This window comes from Mesorhizobium sp. M1D.F.Ca.ET.043.01.1.1, from assembly GCF_003952385.1.
Classification (GTDB): Bacteria; Pseudomonadota; Alphaproteobacteria; order Rhizobiales; family Rhizobiaceae; genus Mesorhizobium.
Map to the genome: position 1 here is coordinate 4627766 of NZ_CP034444.1, position 15503 is coordinate 4643268.

Below are 15503 nucleotides of genomic sequence, written 5' to 3' on the forward strand. Positions count from 1 at the left end.
ATCGTCCAAGACCTTTGCGGGCGGCGTCGCGATAATTCCTGACGCATCGCGACAGGAATCGGGTTCGGCATGATCGGAGACATTCTGCCTGGAGCGCAGTCCTGGCAGCAGCTGCTGGCGCTGGTGTTGGCGGCCACCGTCGTCATGGGCAGTCCCGGTCCGGCGACGATCAGCGTGACCGCCATAGGCGCCGCCTTCGGACTGCGTCCCTCAATGCGCTATACGTCAGGCGTCGTGTTCGGGACGATCGCTGCGCTTCTCGTGGTGGCCGCCGGCCTGGCCGGCATGCTCGCCTCGATGCCGGCGCTGGCGCCCGCGCTGACAGTCGCTTCGGCCGCCTACATCCTCTACCTCGCCTTCAGGATAGCAATGGCGCCGCCGCTTGCCGAAGGTGCAAAAGAGGCGGCGCGTCCCACTTTTCTCGGCGGCTTCATGCTCGCCGTCGCCAATCCGAAAGCCTATGTGGCGATCGGCGCCGTGTTCGCCGGCGCTTCGTCGCAGGCCGACGGTCTCGGCATGTCGACAAAGCTGCTGGTGCTCGCGGCGATGATCGTGGCCATCCACACCCTGTGGCTTCTCGCGGGCACGGTCTTCGCGCGCTTGCTGCGCAATCCGCGGGCCGCGGGGATCATCAATCTCGCTTTTGCCGCGACGCTGGTGCTGACGACTGCTTTGGCAGCGCTGCCGTAGGAGGGCTCTCAGGTCTTCGCCGTTTTCGTCGCGCCGAGCTCCGCCAGCCGCTTCACCGCCGTCGGCGGCATGGGCGGCGGGTTCGCCGTGCTCGCGGCTTCGACCAGCAGCTCGTCGCAGGCGGCTTCTGTTTCGCCGATCAGGCGCTGCATGAATTCCTCCTTGTCGAGTCCGGGCGGGATCGGCGGCAGGAAGCGGGCCTTGATGGTGCCTGGATAGCGCATGAACTTGCGGCGCGGCCAATAGAGGCCGGCGACATGGGCGACCGGCACCACGGGGACGCCGAGCTGGTTATAGAGCTCGACGATGCCGTATTTGTAGGAGGGCTCGGCGCCCGGCGGGCGGCGGGTACCTTCGGGATAGATGATGAGCTGGCGCGGATTGCGCGCCATCTCCTGCCTGGTCGCGGCGACGACCGCTTTCAGCGCCTTGGAGCGACTGCCGCGGTCGACCGGGATCATGCGCATCTTCATGACGTACCAGCCGAAGAAGGGGATCCAGGTCAGTTCCCGCTTCAGGATGTACAACGCGTCGTCGAGATACGGAAAAAAGGCGATCGCGTCCCAGAAGGACTGATGCTTCGGCGCCAGGATGAAGGACCCTTCAGGCAGGTTCTCGACGCCCGTGATCTCGCTCCTGGTGCCGGCGATCTTGTCATAGAGCCACATCGAGGTGCGCGACCAGAATTTCGGCACGAACCAGGCGCGGTGGCGGGGCGACAGGAAATAGAAGGGCGTCCAGAAGATCATCTGGATGACCAGGCTGAGATAGAAGGCAAGGTTGAACGCCAGCGAGCGGATATAGAGCATGCGGGAAGGGGCCCGGTGTGGAAGTGTGCGTTGGTTACACCAAGCGCAGACAAAAAGGAAACGGCCTGGTGAGCGAGCACGCCGCCGTCATAAGGATTGCGCCAGCCGCTCCTTCAGGCGCGGCGCCGCGAAATCGAGGAAGGCGCGCAGCTTTACCGGCAGCAGGCCCTGGCCGGCATGCACGAGATTGACCGGCCATGGCGGCGGCTCGAACGGCTCGAGCACCACGCGAAGCGCGCCCGCGCGCACGGCGGCGTCCGCCTGATAGGAAAGCACCTTCGTCAGGCCAAGACCGGCGATCGCCGCATCGATCGCCGCCTCGGCGGTGTTGACCTGCAGCCGCGAGCGGACCGGAACCGCGGTTTCCCTATTGCCGGACACGAAACTCCATGTCGCCGGGGCGGCAAGCCCCTCGAAGGTGACGCAGTCATGGCCGGCGAGATCGCGCAGTTCGAGCGGCGTGCCGCGCTCGGCGAGATAGGCCGGGCTTGCGCAGACGACGCGGCGGATCGAGCCGACGCGCATCGCGACCATGGCCGAATCCGGCAGCTCGCCGATACGGACGGCGAGGTCGATATGCTCCTCGACCAATTGCGTGATCCGGTCCGACAGGGTCAGGCGGATGTCGACGTCGGGATAGGCGGCGAGGAAGGCGGTGACTACGGGCAGCACATGCAGGCGGCCGAAGACGACCGGCGCGGTGATGACCAGTTCGCCGGTCGGGCTCGAGTATTCGCCGGCGGCAGCGCGCTCGGCTTCGCTGACCTCTTCCAGGATCCGGCGGCAGGCGGCCAGATAGGATTGGCCGGCGTCTGTCAGGGTGAGGCGTCGCGCCGAGCGGTTGAGCAGACGCGTCTTCAGATGCGTCTCCAGCACGGAGAGCTTGCGGCTGACCGTCGCCAGCGGCACGCCGGCGCGCCGCGCGGCGGCGGACAGGCTGCCGGCCTCCACCGTGGCGACGAACAGGGACATGGCGTCGAGGCGGTCCATTCATTCTTCCAGAAAACGGAAGGATAGATTGCAAATATGCCTTCTGTCTTCGGATTTCGGAAGGGATTAAAAATCGTGGCATTTCGTTCGAGGAGCGCTGCCATGAACGCCTTCACCAGCGATGTCGCCTTCACGCCCACCGTCAAGGCGATCCAGTCCCGCAAGGGTTCGCGCGGAAACTATGCCCGCGTCGAGGAGCGCGGCGGCTGGCGCGCGGCGATCACGCCCGATCTCGCGGCCTTCGTCGAGGCGCAGACCAGTGTGCTCCTGGCGACGGCCAATGCCCAGGGCCAGCCCTACATCCAGCATCGCGGCGGGCCGGCCGGCTTTCTCAAGGTGCTCGACGAGCACACGATCGGCTTTGCCGATTTTTCGGGGAACCGGCAGTTCATCACGCAGGGCAACTTGGAAGACAATGCCCAGGCCTTCCTGTTCCTCATCGACTACATGCTTCGGCAACGCATCAAGATCTGGGGCCGGGCGCGGGTCGTGGAGGACGATGCGGAACTGACGGCAGGGCTGATGCCGGCAAACTACAAGGCGCGGCCGGAGCAGGCGATCCTGTTCAGCGTCACGGCCTGGGATGCCAATTGCCCGCAGCACATCCCGCAGCGCTTCGAGGCGGCGGATGTGGCGGCGGCGCTTGCCGAACGCGACGGGCGTATCCAGAGCCTCGAACAGGAGATCGCGCGGCTGCGCGGCAATGCGCCGGGTGATGCCTAGTGCGTTTCACCGTTTCACGGAAACGGCGAAACGCCCTATCTCCTTGTTTTTACGCAATTCCGGACGGAAAACCGCTCACACTTTTCCGGGAATTGCTCTAGTTTTTTGCCGTGGAGGCTTCGGCGAGCGTGACGCCCTCTGCGGTCGGGCGCACGGGAACGATGCCGCGCGCCAGCGCCAGCACATATTTGCTGTATTCGGTGAGCAGCACGCGCAGCGCTTCCGGCTTGGTCAGCCAGCTGCCATTGCCGAGTTTGGTGTTGACCACCGGATAGGGCTCGAGCCGCGCGCCATGCAGCAGCCGGCTCATCTCCAGCAGGCTGCGCGGCATGTGGTAGTTGTTGGTGACGAGGATGATGCTGCCATAGGCGTGGCTTTCCACCCATTTGGCGCTCTCCTCGGCATTGCCGATCGTGTCGAGCGCGGCGCGGTCGATATCGACGCAGCAGGAGAACAGCTGCTTGTCGCCGCCCATCGCCATTTGCAGCTGGCGGCGGCTGGCCGAGGGGTGAACGCCGCTGATCAGCAGCCGCTCGCCCTTGCCCGATGCCAGCAGATCCATGGCAGCGTCGAGCCGCGACTGGCCGCCGGTGAGCACGATGATGGCGTCGGCCCTGACCGGATTGACCGGCGTCGTCATGTTGCTGACCTTATCGGCAAACCAGCCGAAGCCGCCGGCGAAAAGCGCCAACAGGGCAAGCAGGAAGAAACCGCAGAGACGAAGCGCGAACCTGAGACGACCGGGCCTTGCAGGCGCCGCGCCGCGTCCAAGCGCCGCCGGCATCCGTCCAGCCGTTCCGAAGGAGTCCCGCGCGTCCATCATCCCCAGGTTAATCCTGAAAACGTCCTATCGTTAACTCTGAAATGCGGCCTTTGATAGATGGGGCGGCGCACATTGCGTTACGGCAGTTTCCCTTGCGTGATCATGCACTTGGATCGCGATCGCATCGGAAACCCGGTTGCCGCCTCCTGCATTCGCCGACCCTTGGCTTCGGATCATGGTCAGCCCGCCTCCGGCTGACGGATATCGATATCGCTGAGGTAGGCGACGACCGTGGCATGCGAGGTCGCCGCCGTCAGCGCGCCGATCACCAGCACCATCAGGCCGACGCCGAGATAGCCGGTGGAGCCGATGGCGAAATTGCCGAACAGCGCGGTCGCCTGATCCGCCTCAGGCGTCGCCATGTTGCGCGACGACCACCAGGAAAAGACGATGAAGACGGCGATGGCAGCGGCGCCGCCGGCGGCGGCGCCCTTCATGCCGGTGACCAGGAAATGCCAGCGGAATTCGCGCGCGATGAAGCGGGCCTCGGCGCCGACGAAATGCAGCACTTCGATGATGTGACCGTTGCCGGCCATGGCGCCGCGCGTGGCGAACACCACGGTCAGCACCGTCGCCGACAAGATCAGCGTCAGCACGGCAAAGCCGATCGTCACCGTCGTGCGCGCCATGGCGACCAGCCGGTCGACCCAGGTGCGATGGTCGTCGAGCGCGGCGCTCGGCAGCTTGGGCGTGATCGCGGCGCGCATGGAGGCGAAGTCCGGCGGATTGGCCTCGTCGATGGTGACGACGATGAGGCGCGGCACCGGCAACTCGTCGATGTTGAGGCCGGTGCCCAGCCACGGCTCCAGAAGGCGCGCCGTCGCATCGCGGTCGACGATCTTCGTGCCCGTCACGCCGGGAAACTCGCTGGCGATCTGCGAGGCCTGCGCGAGGGCCGCTTCCATGTCGAGGCCTTCGACCGGCTTGATCTGGATCGTCGCCTCGCGCGAGATCTGGTTCTCCCACACCGAAGCGGTGTCGCGCACCAGCGTCACGGCACCGAAGGTCAGGCAGGACAGGAAGGTCATGATGGCGATGACCAGCACCAGCGCCCGGCCGGCGATGTTCTGCGCCGGCACGATCGGCGCCATCTTGCGCTGGACGCGCCGGACGGTCGCCGTCGTCTCGGGCGCCTGGTCCTGCAGGTGATCGGCCGGAAGATCAGTCATAGACGTCCAGCCTTCCGCCGGCGAGAATCATGCGCCGCGCATCGACCTGCTCCATCAGGCCGAGATCGTGGGTGGCGATCACCACGGCGGTGCCAAGCCGGTTGAGCTCGATGAAGAGCCTCAGCAGCCGGCGCGCGAGCGGCGGATCGACATTGCCGGTCGGCTCGTCGGCAAGCAGGATCTCGGGCTGCTCGATCAGGGCGCGGGCGATCGCGGCACGCTGCTTCTCGCCGCCCGACAGCACCGGCGGCAGCACATGCATGCGGTCGCCGAGGCCGACCCATTTCAGGAGCTCGGTGACATCGGTGCGATAGCTCGCTTCCTCGCGCCCGCGCACGCGCAACGGCAGCGCGACGTTCTCGTAGGTGGTCATGTGATCGAGCAGGCGGAAATCCTGGAACACCACGCCGATGCGGCGCCTGAGCAGCGGCAGCTCGCCGCGCGAGATGCGCGAGCGGTCCTTGCCGAAGATGGTGATCAGCCCGCGCGTCGGTTTCAGCGACATGAAGAGCAGGCGCAGCAAGGTCGTCTTGCCGGCGCCCGAGGGACCGCTCAGGAACTGAAACGAGCGCTCCGGAATGTGCAGGGAAATGTCGCGGAGGATCTCCGGACCCATGCCATAGCGAAGGCCGACATTTTCGAAGCGGATCACTTTCGGCGACCTGAAACCTTAGGCGGCGTCCTGCCAGCCTGTTCTCTGCCAAGACCATCGGCCGGCATGGTTAATGGTTGGTTAATTTCTGCTCGTTTTCGACGTTTCACGGCGGTTCCGGTGGGGAAGCGTTAACCATTTGCGTTTACCCAAAACAAACGAAGATTGCACTGGGGCCGTAATGGCTGAGGATCGAACCGCGCGCCCTGTTTCCGGCGAAATCATGACGGGTGCGGCAGCAAACGCCGCGCCTCAGCGCGTCAGGCTAGACGCGCCGGCCGACATCGTCGATGCCGACTATGTGGTGTTGCCGCGATTCGCTGCCCGTCCGGAACCGATCGCGGCGCCGCTGCCACCTCAAGCGCCCTCGACGCCATCCATCGAAGGCATGGGCATGCTGCGCAAACCGGAGGGCGTGCCCGCGCGGCCGGCCTCGCGCGGCGGTCCGATCTTCTGGACCGCCGGAGTGGGCGCAGCGCTCGTCGCCTTCTGGGTGTCGGGCGGACACGCCCTGGTGCGTCAAAGCCCCTTCTGGGCGGCTTCTGCGCCGGCAAGCGCGCTCAGCATTTCCGGCGTGACGTCGCGAATCGATGCCTCGGGCTTGAAGCCCGTCCTGTTCGTCGACGGCGAGGCCGCCAATGACGGCGCAAGGTCGCAGCCGCTGCCGCCGCTCGAGATCCGCGTCACCGACAATGCCAGCAACGTCATCCGCTACAGGCTGGGGACATCCAACCGCTCGCTGGCGCCCGGCGAAAGATTCGGCTTTTCCAGCCGTCTCGATGTGCCTAGAAACGGCGTTAGGGCCGTAGCGGTCACCTTCGCCGGCTAGGTATGTTGGTGTTCAGGTAATGCCGGCCTGCAAATGGCGGGTTTCCTGCGCTTCCGGTGCTCACGTACCCAAAAGTACGCTCCGCTCCGGTTCTCGGAAACTACCATTTTCGGCACGGCCTGACCTGAATCTCAACACACCTGACACGATCGGTGGTGTGGGCGAACATTTTTGAGGAAGCAGACACATGCCAGTTGTTCGCGGCAAGGATATCGAGGTCCTGTTTTCGGCGTCGGCGATCGCCCGCCGCAATCTTGAGCTCGCCAAGGAGATCGCCGGGCGCGACTATCACGATCTGCTGGTGATCTCGATCCTGAAGGGCTCGTTCGTGTTCGCCGCCGACCTCATCCGCGCCATGCATGATGTCGGCCTGTCGCCCGAGGTCGAGTTCATCTTCATCTCAAGCTACGGCGCCGGCACCACCAGCGGCGAGGTCAAGGTGTTGCGCGACATCGACAATGAGGTCGCCGGCCGCGACGTGCTTTTGATCGACGACATCCTCGAATCGGGCAAGACGCTTTCCTTCACCCGCGACCTCATGCTGTCGCGCGGCGCCAAAAGCTGCGCGATCGCCGTGCTGCTCGACAAGCGCATGCGGCGCCAGACCACACTCAACGCGGATTATGTCGGCTTCGACTGCCCCGACTATTTCGTCGTCGGCTACGGCATGGACGTCGCGCATGCGTTCCGGGAATTGCCGTTTGTCGGGGTCGTGAAGGGCGACGCGTAACGGTCGCGCCGAAAAGGCCGCAGCGGCGTTTCAGATTTTCAGAAAACGTCAACGTTTCGGCGGCATCTATCTCGGCATGGCAAAGCTCCTGATCGTCGAGGACGATGAGTCCGTCCGCACCCTTGCTGCCCGCGCGCTGGAGCGTGACGGGCACAGCGTCACCATCGCCGCCGACGGCGCGCAGGGGCTCGCCCTGATCAACCAGGCGCGCGGCGGCTACGATCTCGTGGTGTCCGACATCCGCATGCCGGAGATGGACGGCATCGAGATGGCGACGGCGGCGGCAAAACAGTTCCCGGCGATGAAGATCATGCTGATGACCGGCTATGCCGACCAGCGCGAGCGCGCCGAGGAACTGAACGGCATCATCCTCGACGTCGTGCAGAAGCCGTTCACGCTGGCCGAGATCCGCGCCCGCGTCGGCCGGGCGCTAAGCTGCTTCGCTTGACTGTTTAAACTGCTTCGCCAGGCGCAGCGATTGCTGGCGCCGCACCGCGCCGGCGTTCGCCGTTGAGCGCGACCAGGCCGGCGCCGATGATCAGCGCAGCACCCAGCACCGTCGTTTCGCGAGGAACCTCGGCAAAGAACAGGAAGCCCCAGAGCGGCGACCAGAGGATGCCGGTGTATTCGAAGGTGGCGACGCGATTGGCGGGCGCCATCCGGTAGGCCTGCGACAGCAGGATCATGCCAGCGGAGGCAACGAAGCCGCAGGCGGCCATCTTCATGAAGTCCGGTATCGTCGGCCACACCCAGGGCCGTACCAAGAAGTCGAGGCTCGGATGGCCGGCATGGGTGATGCCGGCAAGATGAAACATGATGGCGACCGCTACGGCGCCGGTGAGATAGGCGCCGTTCTGGTAAAAGGCCATGACGGTGGAGGATTCGGTATCGCCGATCCGGCGCGCCATCAGCTGCGAGAAGCCGTAGAGGAACGCCGAGCCGAGCGACAGCAGCGCCGCCCAGTCGAACACTCCGGCGCCGGGACGCAGCATCACGATCACGCCGACCAGGCCGATCAGCACGGTCGTCAGCGTCCGCCAGGAAACGTGCTCGCCGAGATAGGGCCCGGCAAGCGCCATGATGAAGAGCGGCGCCATGAAATAAAGCGCTATGGCGTCGGCCAGCGACAGAGCGGCGATCGCCAGGTAGTAGGCCGTATAGGAGCTGAATTGGATGAAGGCGCGCAGCGTCAGCATGCCGGTCCGCTTTGACAGCAAGGCCTTCAGGCCGACATCGGCCTGGACGACGACGACCAGGATCGGCAGCGCGACGATGGCGCGGATCGCCATCACTTCGGTCACTGGATAGCTGCCCGAAACCGCCTTCACCAGCGGATCCTGCAACGAAAACACGAGAACGCCCAGGCAGAGGCTCAGAATGCCAAGCACCATCCGGTTCTGCATCGTCGTTCCAGCGAAAAAGAGCCCGCTACCGTTGCGGGCAGCGGGCACGAGTGAGGACTCTTCGAATTGGTCCGCGGCCGAATCTCACGGCCGCATATCCAATGGGTGAGGGAAATATCCCGCCGCGTTTGACATGTTGCAAACGAATTGGAATGATGCCAGCAATCAAAATTTCTTATGGCGACGTCCATGAAGCCCACACTCGACAGCGACCTCCTGCGCACCTTCGTGGCGGTGGCCGAGACGGGCAATTTCACCAAGGCCGCCGAAAAGGCCGGGCGCACCCAGTCGGCCGTTTCCATGCAGATGAAGAAGCTGGAGGACATGGTCGGCGACAGCCTGTTCGAGCGCGGCTCGCGCGGGGTGGCGCTGACGCGCCGGGGTGGCGAGCTCATCGTCAACGCCCGCCGCATCGTCTCGCTGCTCGACGAGACGGCGGCTTCGCTGGTGGCGCCGCCGCTGGGCGGCCTGGTGCGCATCGGCATCCCCGCCGAATATGGCCGTTCGATCCTGTCGCGGGCGCTCGGCGAATTCGCCAAACGCCACGCGCAAGTGGAGGTCACGGTGCGCTACGCGCATTCCGATTCGCAGGTTAGGGCGCTCGCGGCCGGGGAACTGGATCTCGCCGTCGTGTTCGAGTGGGAAGGCTCCTCCGGAGGCGAGGTGCTGATGCACGATCCGACAGTGTGGGTGACATCGGCTCTGCACCACATGCATGAGGAGCGGCCGGTGCCGATCGCGCTCTACAGCCGCAACGGCTGGTGCCGCGACTTCGCGATCAAGTCGCTGCAGCAGCGCGGGCTCGACTACCGCGTCGCCTATACCAGCGACACCAATGGCGGCCTGACGCTGGCGGTCACTTCCGGTTTGGCGATCGCGCCGATCTCGCGCAGCAACATCCCGCCGGACTGCCGCGAGCTGACGGCCGCCGACGGCTTCGGCGACATCGATTCCTCCAATGTGGTGCTGCATCGCAATCCGCTGGCGACCGGCGAAGCGATCGACGGCATGGAGAGCGCGATCCGCGAGGCTTTCATGCTGACCGGGCAGGTCGCGCCCGTAGCATAAATACCGGCGCGCAGCGATCCTTCGCGCCCCCCTCTGTCCTGCCGGACATCTCCCCCACGAGGGGGGAGATTGGCAGTTCCCGCGACCGCGCATTTCCTGCGGTGTTGGCGATTGCGGCGTTGGCGATTGGCGAAAGCGGTGACGACATCTGATCTCCCCCCTTGTGGGGGAGATGTCCGGCAGGACAGAGGGGGGCGCTGTCCCGCCAGCATCCCAAAGGTAGGCTGGCCGTCACATCCAGTCTAAGAGCTTTGAGGCGCGCTATTTCAGTTCTAGCAGCCGTTCGAGATAGCTGCGCTCGATGTCGGGGCTCAGCGCATTGCCCAGGCGCTTGCGGATCGCCTCGAGGATCTGGCGGGCGCGCTGCACGTCGATCTCGTCCGGCACCTTGACCGAGTTGCCGTCGTCGGGACCCTTCGTGGCGCGCGGCCGGCCGAGCGGGTCGCGGTCGGCGTCCTGCTGACGCCCACCTTGCTCGCTGCCGCCCTGGTCGCCCTGCATGGCCTGCATCTGCTTCATCATTTCCTTGGCGCCGCGGCGCAGGGCCTCGAGCGCGCGGCCCTGATGGCCCACCGCCTGGTCGCCCTCGCCCTCGCCAAGCGACTGCTCGGCATCGCCCATGGACTTGCCGGCCTCGCCGAAGCCCTCATTGGGCTCCATGCCCATGCCTTCGAGGCCTTTCTTCAGCTTGTCGAGATCGTTCTGCAGCTGGCCCTGGCCCTCCTGCAGCTGCTTCAGCGCGTCGGCGAACTCCTGCGGCGTCATCGGCTTCGGCCGGCCGAGCGGATCGCGGTCGTCGCCGGGGCCGGGTTTCTGCCCGTCTTCCGATTGGCCCTGCTCGCCATCCTCGCCAAGCTGCTCTTCACGATTTGCTCCGCGCTGCCGCTCGCCGCGCTGCATCTGGTCGAGGCGGAAGGTGTCGTTCATCATCTCCTGCTGGCGCCGCATGATCTCGCCCAGCTTATCCATCTGCTGGCGCATCTCGCTGTCCTGCTCGCCGTTCTGCTGCTGACGGCCGGCCTGCAGGTTGTTCATCATGTCCTGCAGCTCCGACAGCAGCTGCTGGGCCCGGTCGCGGTCACCGGATTTGGCGAGGTTCTCGATCTCGTCCATCATCCGGTTGATGTCGCTCTGGCGCAGCTCCCGGCCGTTCTGCTGCATTTGCGGCGCGTTCGGGTTCTGCTGCGCGCGCTGGGCGAATTCCTGCAGGAACTGGTTCATCGCCTCGCGCAGTTCCTTCATCGCCTTCTCGAGTTCTTCGTCGCTGGCGCCGTTCTTGATGGCGTCCTGCAGCGCCTGCTGAGCCTGGCGCAGCCGCCGCTCGGCGGCCGAGAGATTGCCTTCCTCGATACCGAGCGCGATCTCCCACAGATAACCCACCTCGCTGCGCAGCTGGTCGTCGGTCTCGCAGAGCTTCAGCCGGCTCCTCGCGCTCATGATCGCCAGGTAATGCGACATGTTGTCGAAAGTATCCTCGGGACGCAGCGTGATCGCGTCCATCAGGTCGAGCACGCGCGGCTTGGCGTTGGCGTCGAGCGCCAGCATCCGGCGCTGCTCGATCACGGCGCGCGCCAGCGGGTTGGAGAAGGGCCGCTCCGGCATCACCAGCGTCTTGGTTTCGCTGGTGGCGGTATGGCCGGCATCGTCGGTGGCGGTGAGCGTCAGCTTGATGCTGCTGCCGGCCCAGACATGCTCGGTCAGATCCTTGGTGGTCTTGGCCGCGTTCGCCTTGCCGCCGCGGCGCGGCAGCGTCAGCGGCATGTCCGGCGGGCCATAGAGCGGATGGGCACTGGCCGGCGGCGGATCCGACAGCTCGAAGACGGCCTTGGCGGAGGCAGCGCCGTAATCATCGTCGATCTGGTAGTTGAGCTCGATGGCGCCGTTTACGGCGCGCTTGGGCTCGCCGACGAAACGGATCGCCGGCGGCTTGTCCGCAACAATGGCAAAGGCCCATCGGCCGAGATCGTCCTCGCCGGATTTGAGCGTCAGCGTGCCGTCGGTGCTCAGCTTGCCGGAGAATTGGCGCACCTTGAGCTGGGTGGTGGCCGGGGCCCCCGTCTGGGCGGCGGGCGTGGCACCCTTCGGCGCGGCCGGTTCGATGGCGCGGTCGTTGCCGCTTGTGTCGGCATAGCTCAGCGTCTCCTCGCCGGTTCCGCCGGTGACGCGCAACGAGACGTCGCTGCCCTGCGGGACGCTGAAGGTGCGTGCCGCCTGATTGGCGTCGGCGGTCAAAAACAGCGGCGGCTTGCCGGTGTAGGCGGGCGGCGTCACCCAGGCATCGATGCGCGGCGGCACCGTATCGCGCGCGGCGCTGGCGACGAAGCCGTCGCTGATCCTGCCGCCGAAAGGCCCGAACGAGAAGGCAAAGGCGGTGACGAACAGCAGCCCCACCACGGCCCGCAGGCCCCAGCGGTCGTGATCCGGCACGCTTGTGCGCGGCCGGTCGGCGCCGAGGCTGGAGAGCCGCTCGGCCATGCGCTTCTGATGCTCGCGCCACAGCGCCTGCGAGAAAAGGCTCTCCGCGCCGCTCGGCCGGTCGGTCTGCACCTGCACGGGGCTGTGCAGCAACTCGTTCGCCGCCTCGATGCGCCGGTCGACCTCGGCGGCGGAAGGAATGCGGAAGAAGCGCAGCGGATAGAGCGCCGCCAGCGCCGAAATGGCGAACAGGATCAGGAGGCCGATCCGCGCCAGATCCGGCAGGCGCTGAAACAGGCCCAGCCACGAGACGCTGAGGAACAGGCTGGCGATGACCGCCAGCGGCAGCAGCAACGGCCAGCCGCGCTCGAGGATCATCGAGGCCCGCGTCGCCAGCCGGCTCAAGGCAAGTCGCCCGGCCAGACCGCGTTCGCCGCTGGAAATGGGTTCCGTCATCGGCCCTTCCTGCCCGGGCGGGATGGCCCAGACCTCATGAGCAGAAGAATACCAGCAAACACGGCAAAGGCGAGGCGGGTTCCAAAAACATGAAGCGGTTGGCCCCGTTTATCGTCAGAAATTCGCGGGATTCGTGTTGGAGCCGCAGACAAGCACGGCCACGCGCTCGCCGGAAGCCGGCGCGTAGCGGCCGGAAAGCAGCGCTGCAAAGGCGGCCGCCCCGCCGGGCTCGGCGATGATTCGGGCGCGATCCCAGAGCGCCTTCTGGGCGGCCACGATGTCGTCGTCGCCGACCAGAATCGAGCGCTCGACGAAGGCCTCCGCGATCGGGAACATCATCTCGCCGACACGCTTCGGCGCCAGCGAATCGGCGGCGATGCCCTCAGCCGGCGCGTCGACCGGCTCGCCTGCCTCGAAGGCGCGGTAAAGCGTCGGCGCGCCCTCAGGCTCGATGGCGATGATGCGGATGCGACCCGAGAACCAGGCGGCGATGCCGCCGATCAAACCGCCGCCGCCGACGGCGACGAGAAGCGTGTCGAGATCGGGCAGGTCGGCATCGATCTCGAGGCCGAGCGTGCCCTGGCCGATGAGCGTCTCTTCCTGGTTGAAGGCATGGATCTGCAAGGCGCCGGTCCTTTCGGCAAAATCCTCGCTGGCGGCCAGCGCCTCGGCGTAGCGCGCGCCGCCGACGACCAGTTCGGCGCCATAGCCGCGGATGCGCTCGAGCTTCGCCGGCGAGCTGACCTCGGGCACGAAAATGGTGGCCTTGTGCCCGAGCTTCATGGCGGCGTAGGCGACGGCGGCGCCATGATTGCCGCCTGAAGCCGCGACGACGCCGGCTTCCGGTACCTGCCGCTCCAGCAGGTTGGTGAAGGCGCCGCGCGCCTTGAACGAGCCGGAATGCTGCAGGCATTCAAGCTTGAGATCGACTGGGAAGGGCGGCCGGCCGAAATCGGCCATGTCGACGCGCATCACCGGCGTGTGGCGGATGTATGGGCGGATGCGCGGCTCCACGGCGGCAATGCGCTCGCGTGTGATCGCCCCTTTGTCCGACGTGCCCGTGGTTGTGTTCAACATGGTTTGCTCCTCGGGATTGACTTCAATTAGTAACTTAGCAAAATGGCTAAATGCAAGAGGTTGAAATCTTGAAGGCGATCGCCAACGAGCGCAGGCTGCAGATCCTCGATTGGCTGAAGGATCCGCGCGCGCATTTCCCGCGCCAGGCCGATGGCGATCTGGTCGAGGACGGCGTCTGCGCGCTGCTGATCGCCGAAAAGCTCGGCATCACCCAGGCGACGCTCAGCGAGCATATGCGCGTCTTGACCCAGGCGGGCCTGCTCAGCGCCAAGCGCACCAAACAATGGATATTCTATCGCCGCGACGAGGAGAGGATCGCCGAAGCGAAGGCCCTGATCCAGCAGAGGATCTAGGGCTTCGCTACTTCAGCCAGTCGGGCAGCGAATCCAGCCCGATCAGCTCCTCATAAGTCTGGCGCGGTCGCACGACATGGAAGCGGTCGCCGTCGACCAGAATTTCCGGCACCAGGAGCCGCGTGTTGTAGGTGCCGGCCTGCACCGCGCCATAGGCGCCGGCGGTGGCGACAGCGATGAGGTCGCCGGCCTTCAGGCTGGGCAGATCACGGTCGAGACCGATGAAATCGCCGGTCTCGCAGACGGGGCCGACAACATCGACCTTCATGCGCGGCGTGGCAGCCGGCGGCTGCACCACCGGCTTGATGTCGTGGAAGGCGTCGTAGAGCGTCGGCCGGATCAGGTCGTTCATCGCGGCGTCGACGACGAGGAAATTCCTGGCGTCGCCTTCCTTCACATAGATCACTTCGGAAACCAGGATGCCGGCATTGCCGACGATCAGCCGGCCCGGCTCGAACATCACCTTCAGGCCGAGCCTGGTGACGTGCTTCCTGACGATCTCGGCATAGGCGTCGGGCAGCGGCGGCGGGCTGTTGTCGACGCGGTACGGGATGCCGAGGCCGCCGCCGAGATCGACATGCTCGATGGCATGCCCATCGGCGCGCAGCACGCCGACGAGTTCCACCAGCAGCGCGAAGGCGTCGTCGAAGGGCTGCAGCTCGGTGATCTGGCTGCCGATATGGGTGTCGATGCCGGTCACCCGGATACCGGGAAGCTCCGCCGCGCGGGCATAGACCTCGCGCGCCCGCTGCCACGGAATGCCGAACTTGTTCTCCGCCTTGCCGGTGGAGATCTTCTTGTGGGTCCTGGCATCGACATCCGGATTGATGCGCAGCGAGACCGGCGCCGTCTTGCCGAGCGCGGTTGCGCGCGCCGACAGCAGTTCCAACTCCGGCTCGGATTCGACGTTGAAGCAGAGGATGCCGGCGGTGAGGGCAAAATCCATTTCCCGCGCGGTCTTGCCGACGCCCGAAAACAGGATCTTGCTCGCGGGGATGCCGGCTGCCAGCGCCCGGCGCAATTCGCCTTCCGACACCACGTCGGCGCCGGCCCCTTGCCTGGCCAGCGTCTTCAGCACGGCCTGGTTGGAGTTGGCCTTCATTGCGTAACAGACCAGCGCGTCGAGCCCGGCAAACGCTTCTTTGAAGACGCGGAAATGCCTGGTCAGCGTCGCGGTCGAGTAGCAGTAGAAGGGCGTGCCGACGCTGGCGGCGATGTCGGGGATCGCCACATCTTCGGCGTGGAGCACGCCGTCGCGGTAGTCGAAATGGTTCACGGGAAATGGTCCGAAAATTGGAGCATGGTGAGATCGGATG

At 65.8% G+C, this 15503-nt stretch carries 16 protein-coding genes; 7 read left to right on the forward strand and 9 right to left on the reverse strand.

The features are described 5' to 3' along the window. Positions 1-69: 69 nt before the first annotated feature. Complete coding sequence (locus EJ067_RS22370; protein ID WP_126087405.1) at positions 70-690, forward strand: LysE family translocator; 621 nt, start codon at positions 70-72, stop codon at positions 688-690. A gap of 8 nt (positions 691-698) precedes the next feature. On the opposite strand, the gene EJ067_RS22375 is transcribed toward EJ067_RS22370, so the two are convergent. Then, the gene (locus EJ067_RS22375; protein ID WP_126087406.1) at positions 699-1499 is read right to left on the reverse strand and encodes a 1-acyl-sn-glycerol-3-phosphate acyltransferase; all 801 of its coding nucleotides are present in this window, start codon (positions 1497-1499) and stop codon (positions 699-701) included. Between the two features lie 87 nt (positions 1500-1586). After that, positions 1587-2489 (reverse strand): LysR family transcriptional regulator, encoded by a 903-nt coding sequence (locus EJ067_RS22380; protein WP_126087407.1) that lies wholly within the window; start codon positions 2487-2489, stop codon positions 1587-1589. A gap of 102 nt (positions 2490-2591) precedes the next feature. Between EJ067_RS22380 and EJ067_RS22385 the strand changes: the two genes are divergently transcribed. Next, positions 2592-3212: a pyridoxamine 5'-phosphate oxidase family protein gene (locus EJ067_RS22385; protein ID WP_126087408.1), complete on the forward strand. Its 621-nt coding sequence runs from the start codon at positions 2592-2594 to the stop codon at positions 3210-3212. A gap of 97 nt (positions 3213-3309) precedes the next feature. Here the strand turns inward: EJ067_RS22385 and EJ067_RS22390 are convergent, their stop codons facing one another. The 3 genes from EJ067_RS22390 to ftsE form a co-directional block, all read right to left on the reverse strand. Then, positions 3310-4035, reverse strand: coding sequence for a YdcF family protein (locus EJ067_RS22390; protein WP_126087409.1), 726 nt, complete (start codon positions 4033-4035; stop codon positions 3310-3312). 179 nt (positions 4036-4214) lie between these two features. Then, positions 4215-5204, reverse strand: coding sequence for an ABC transporter permease (locus EJ067_RS22395; RefSeq protein ID WP_126087410.1), 990 nt, complete (start codon positions 5202-5204; stop codon positions 4215-4217). Beyond that, complete coding sequence (gene ftsE, locus EJ067_RS22400; RefSeq protein ID WP_027167480.1) at positions 5197-5856, reverse strand: cell division ATP-binding protein FtsE; 660 nt, start codon at positions 5854-5856, stop codon at positions 5197-5199. The genes EJ067_RS22395 and ftsE overlap by 8 nt, the downstream gene beginning before the upstream one ends. Before the next feature lie 223 nt (positions 5857-6079). Between ftsE and EJ067_RS22405 the strand changes: the two genes are divergently transcribed. From EJ067_RS22405 to EJ067_RS22415, 3 genes are all read left to right on the forward strand, one after another. Then, positions 6080-6685 carry a hypothetical protein gene (locus EJ067_RS22405; RefSeq protein ID WP_245468018.1) on the forward strand — a complete coding sequence of 202 codons (606 nt, stop codon included), beginning with the start codon at positions 6080-6082 and terminating at the stop codon, positions 6683-6685. A gap of 187 nt (positions 6686-6872) precedes the next feature. Then, on the forward strand, positions 6873-7415 hold the full coding sequence (gene hpt / locus EJ067_RS22410) for a hypoxanthine phosphoribosyltransferase (RefSeq protein WP_124996673.1): 543 nt from the start codon (positions 6873-6875) through the stop codon (positions 7413-7415). Positions 7416-7491: 76 nt separating this feature from the next. Then, positions 7492-7863 carry a response regulator gene (locus tag EJ067_RS22415; protein WP_126087412.1) on the forward strand — a complete coding sequence of 124 codons (372 nt, stop codon included), beginning with the start codon at positions 7492-7494 and terminating at the stop codon, positions 7861-7863. 4 nt (positions 7864-7867) lie between these two features. On the opposite strand, the gene EJ067_RS22420 is transcribed toward EJ067_RS22415, so the two are convergent. After that, complete coding sequence (locus EJ067_RS22420; RefSeq protein WP_126087413.1) at positions 7868-8818, reverse strand: DMT family transporter; 951 nt, start codon at positions 8816-8818, stop codon at positions 7868-7870. A gap of 189 nt (positions 8819-9007) precedes the next feature. Here EJ067_RS22420 and EJ067_RS22425 point away from each other — a divergent pair, with 189 nt between their 5' ends. Next, the gene (locus tag EJ067_RS22425) at positions 9008-9886 is read left to right on the forward strand and encodes a LysR substrate-binding domain-containing protein (protein WP_126087414.1); all 879 of its coding nucleotides are present in this window, start codon (positions 9008-9010) and stop codon (positions 9884-9886) included. Positions 9887-10147: 261 nt separating this feature from the next. On the opposite strand, the gene EJ067_RS22435 is transcribed toward EJ067_RS22425, so the two are convergent. Then, positions 10148-12757 (reverse strand): TIGR02302 family protein, encoded by a 2610-nt coding sequence (locus tag EJ067_RS22435; RefSeq protein ID WP_126087415.1) that lies wholly within the window; start codon positions 12755-12757, stop codon positions 10148-10150. Between the two features lie 114 nt (positions 12758-12871). Further along, the gene (locus EJ067_RS22440) at positions 12872-13834 is read right to left on the reverse strand and encodes a threonine/serine dehydratase (RefSeq protein ID WP_126087416.1); all 963 of its coding nucleotides are present in this window, start codon (positions 13832-13834) and stop codon (positions 12872-12874) included. A 50-nt stretch (positions 13835-13884) separates the two neighbouring features. Here EJ067_RS22440 and EJ067_RS22445 point away from each other — a divergent pair, with 50 nt between their 5' ends. Beyond that, complete coding sequence (locus EJ067_RS22445) at positions 13885-14187, forward strand: metalloregulator ArsR/SmtB family transcription factor (RefSeq protein WP_126087417.1); 303 nt, start codon at positions 13885-13887, stop codon at positions 14185-14187. Positions 14188-14194: 7 nt separating this feature from the next. Here the strand turns inward: EJ067_RS22445 and lysA are convergent, their stop codons facing one another. Beyond that, positions 14195-15463: a diaminopimelate decarboxylase gene (gene lysA / locus EJ067_RS22450; protein ID WP_126087418.1), complete on the reverse strand. Its 1269-nt coding sequence runs from the start codon at positions 15461-15463 to the stop codon at positions 14195-14197. Positions 15464-15503 lie beyond the last annotated feature (40 nt).

Bases quoted from the DNA above. Each gene is read 5' to 3' on its own strand.
- EJ067_RS22425 (WP_126087414.1), top strand. From the start codon at position 9,008: ATGAAGCCCACACTCGACAGCGACCTCCTGCGCACCTTCGTGGCGGTG.
- hpt (WP_124996673.1), top strand. From the start codon at position 6,873: ATGCCAGTTGTTCGCGGCAAGGATATCGAGGTCCTGTTTTCGGCGTCG.
- EJ067_RS22405 (WP_245468018.1), top strand. From the start codon at position 6,080: ATGACGGGTGCGGCAGCAAACGCCGCGCCTCAGCGCGTCAGGCTAGAC.
- EJ067_RS22375 (WP_126087406.1), bottom strand. From the start codon at position 1,499: ATGCTCTATATCCGCTCGCTGGCGTTCAACCTTGCCTTCTATCTCAGC.
- EJ067_RS22385 (WP_126087408.1), top strand. From the start codon at position 2,592: ATGAACGCCTTCACCAGCGATGTCGCCTTCACGCCCACCGTCAAGGCG.
- EJ067_RS22435 (WP_126087415.1), bottom strand. From the start codon at position 12,757: ATGACGGAACCCATTTCCAGCGGCGAACGCGGTCTGGCCGGGCGACTT.
- EJ067_RS22415 (WP_126087412.1), top strand. From the start codon at position 7,492: ATGGCAAAGCTCCTGATCGTCGAGGACGATGAGTCCGTCCGCACCCTT.
- EJ067_RS22440 (WP_126087416.1), bottom strand. From the start codon at position 13,834: ATGTTGAACACAACCACGGGCACGTCGGACAAAGGGGCGATCACACGC.
- EJ067_RS22445 (WP_126087417.1), top strand. From the start codon at position 13,885: ATGCAAGAGGTTGAAATCTTGAAGGCGATCGCCAACGAGCGCAGGCTG.
- EJ067_RS22420 (WP_126087413.1), bottom strand. From the start codon at position 8,818: ATGCAGAACCGGATGGTGCTTGGCATTCTGAGCCTCTGCCTGGGCGTT.
- EJ067_RS22390 (WP_126087409.1), bottom strand. From the start codon at position 4,035: ATGATGGACGCGCGGGACTCCTTCGGAACGGCTGGACGGATGCCGGCG.
- EJ067_RS22380 (WP_126087407.1), bottom strand. From the start codon at position 2,489: ATGGACCGCCTCGACGCCATGTCCCTGTTCGTCGCCACGGTGGAGGCC.
- EJ067_RS22370 (WP_126087405.1), top strand. From the start codon at position 70: ATGATCGGAGACATTCTGCCTGGAGCGCAGTCCTGGCAGCAGCTGCTG.
- EJ067_RS22395 (WP_126087410.1), bottom strand. From the start codon at position 5,204: ATGACTGATCTTCCGGCCGATCACCTGCAGGACCAGGCGCCCGAGACG.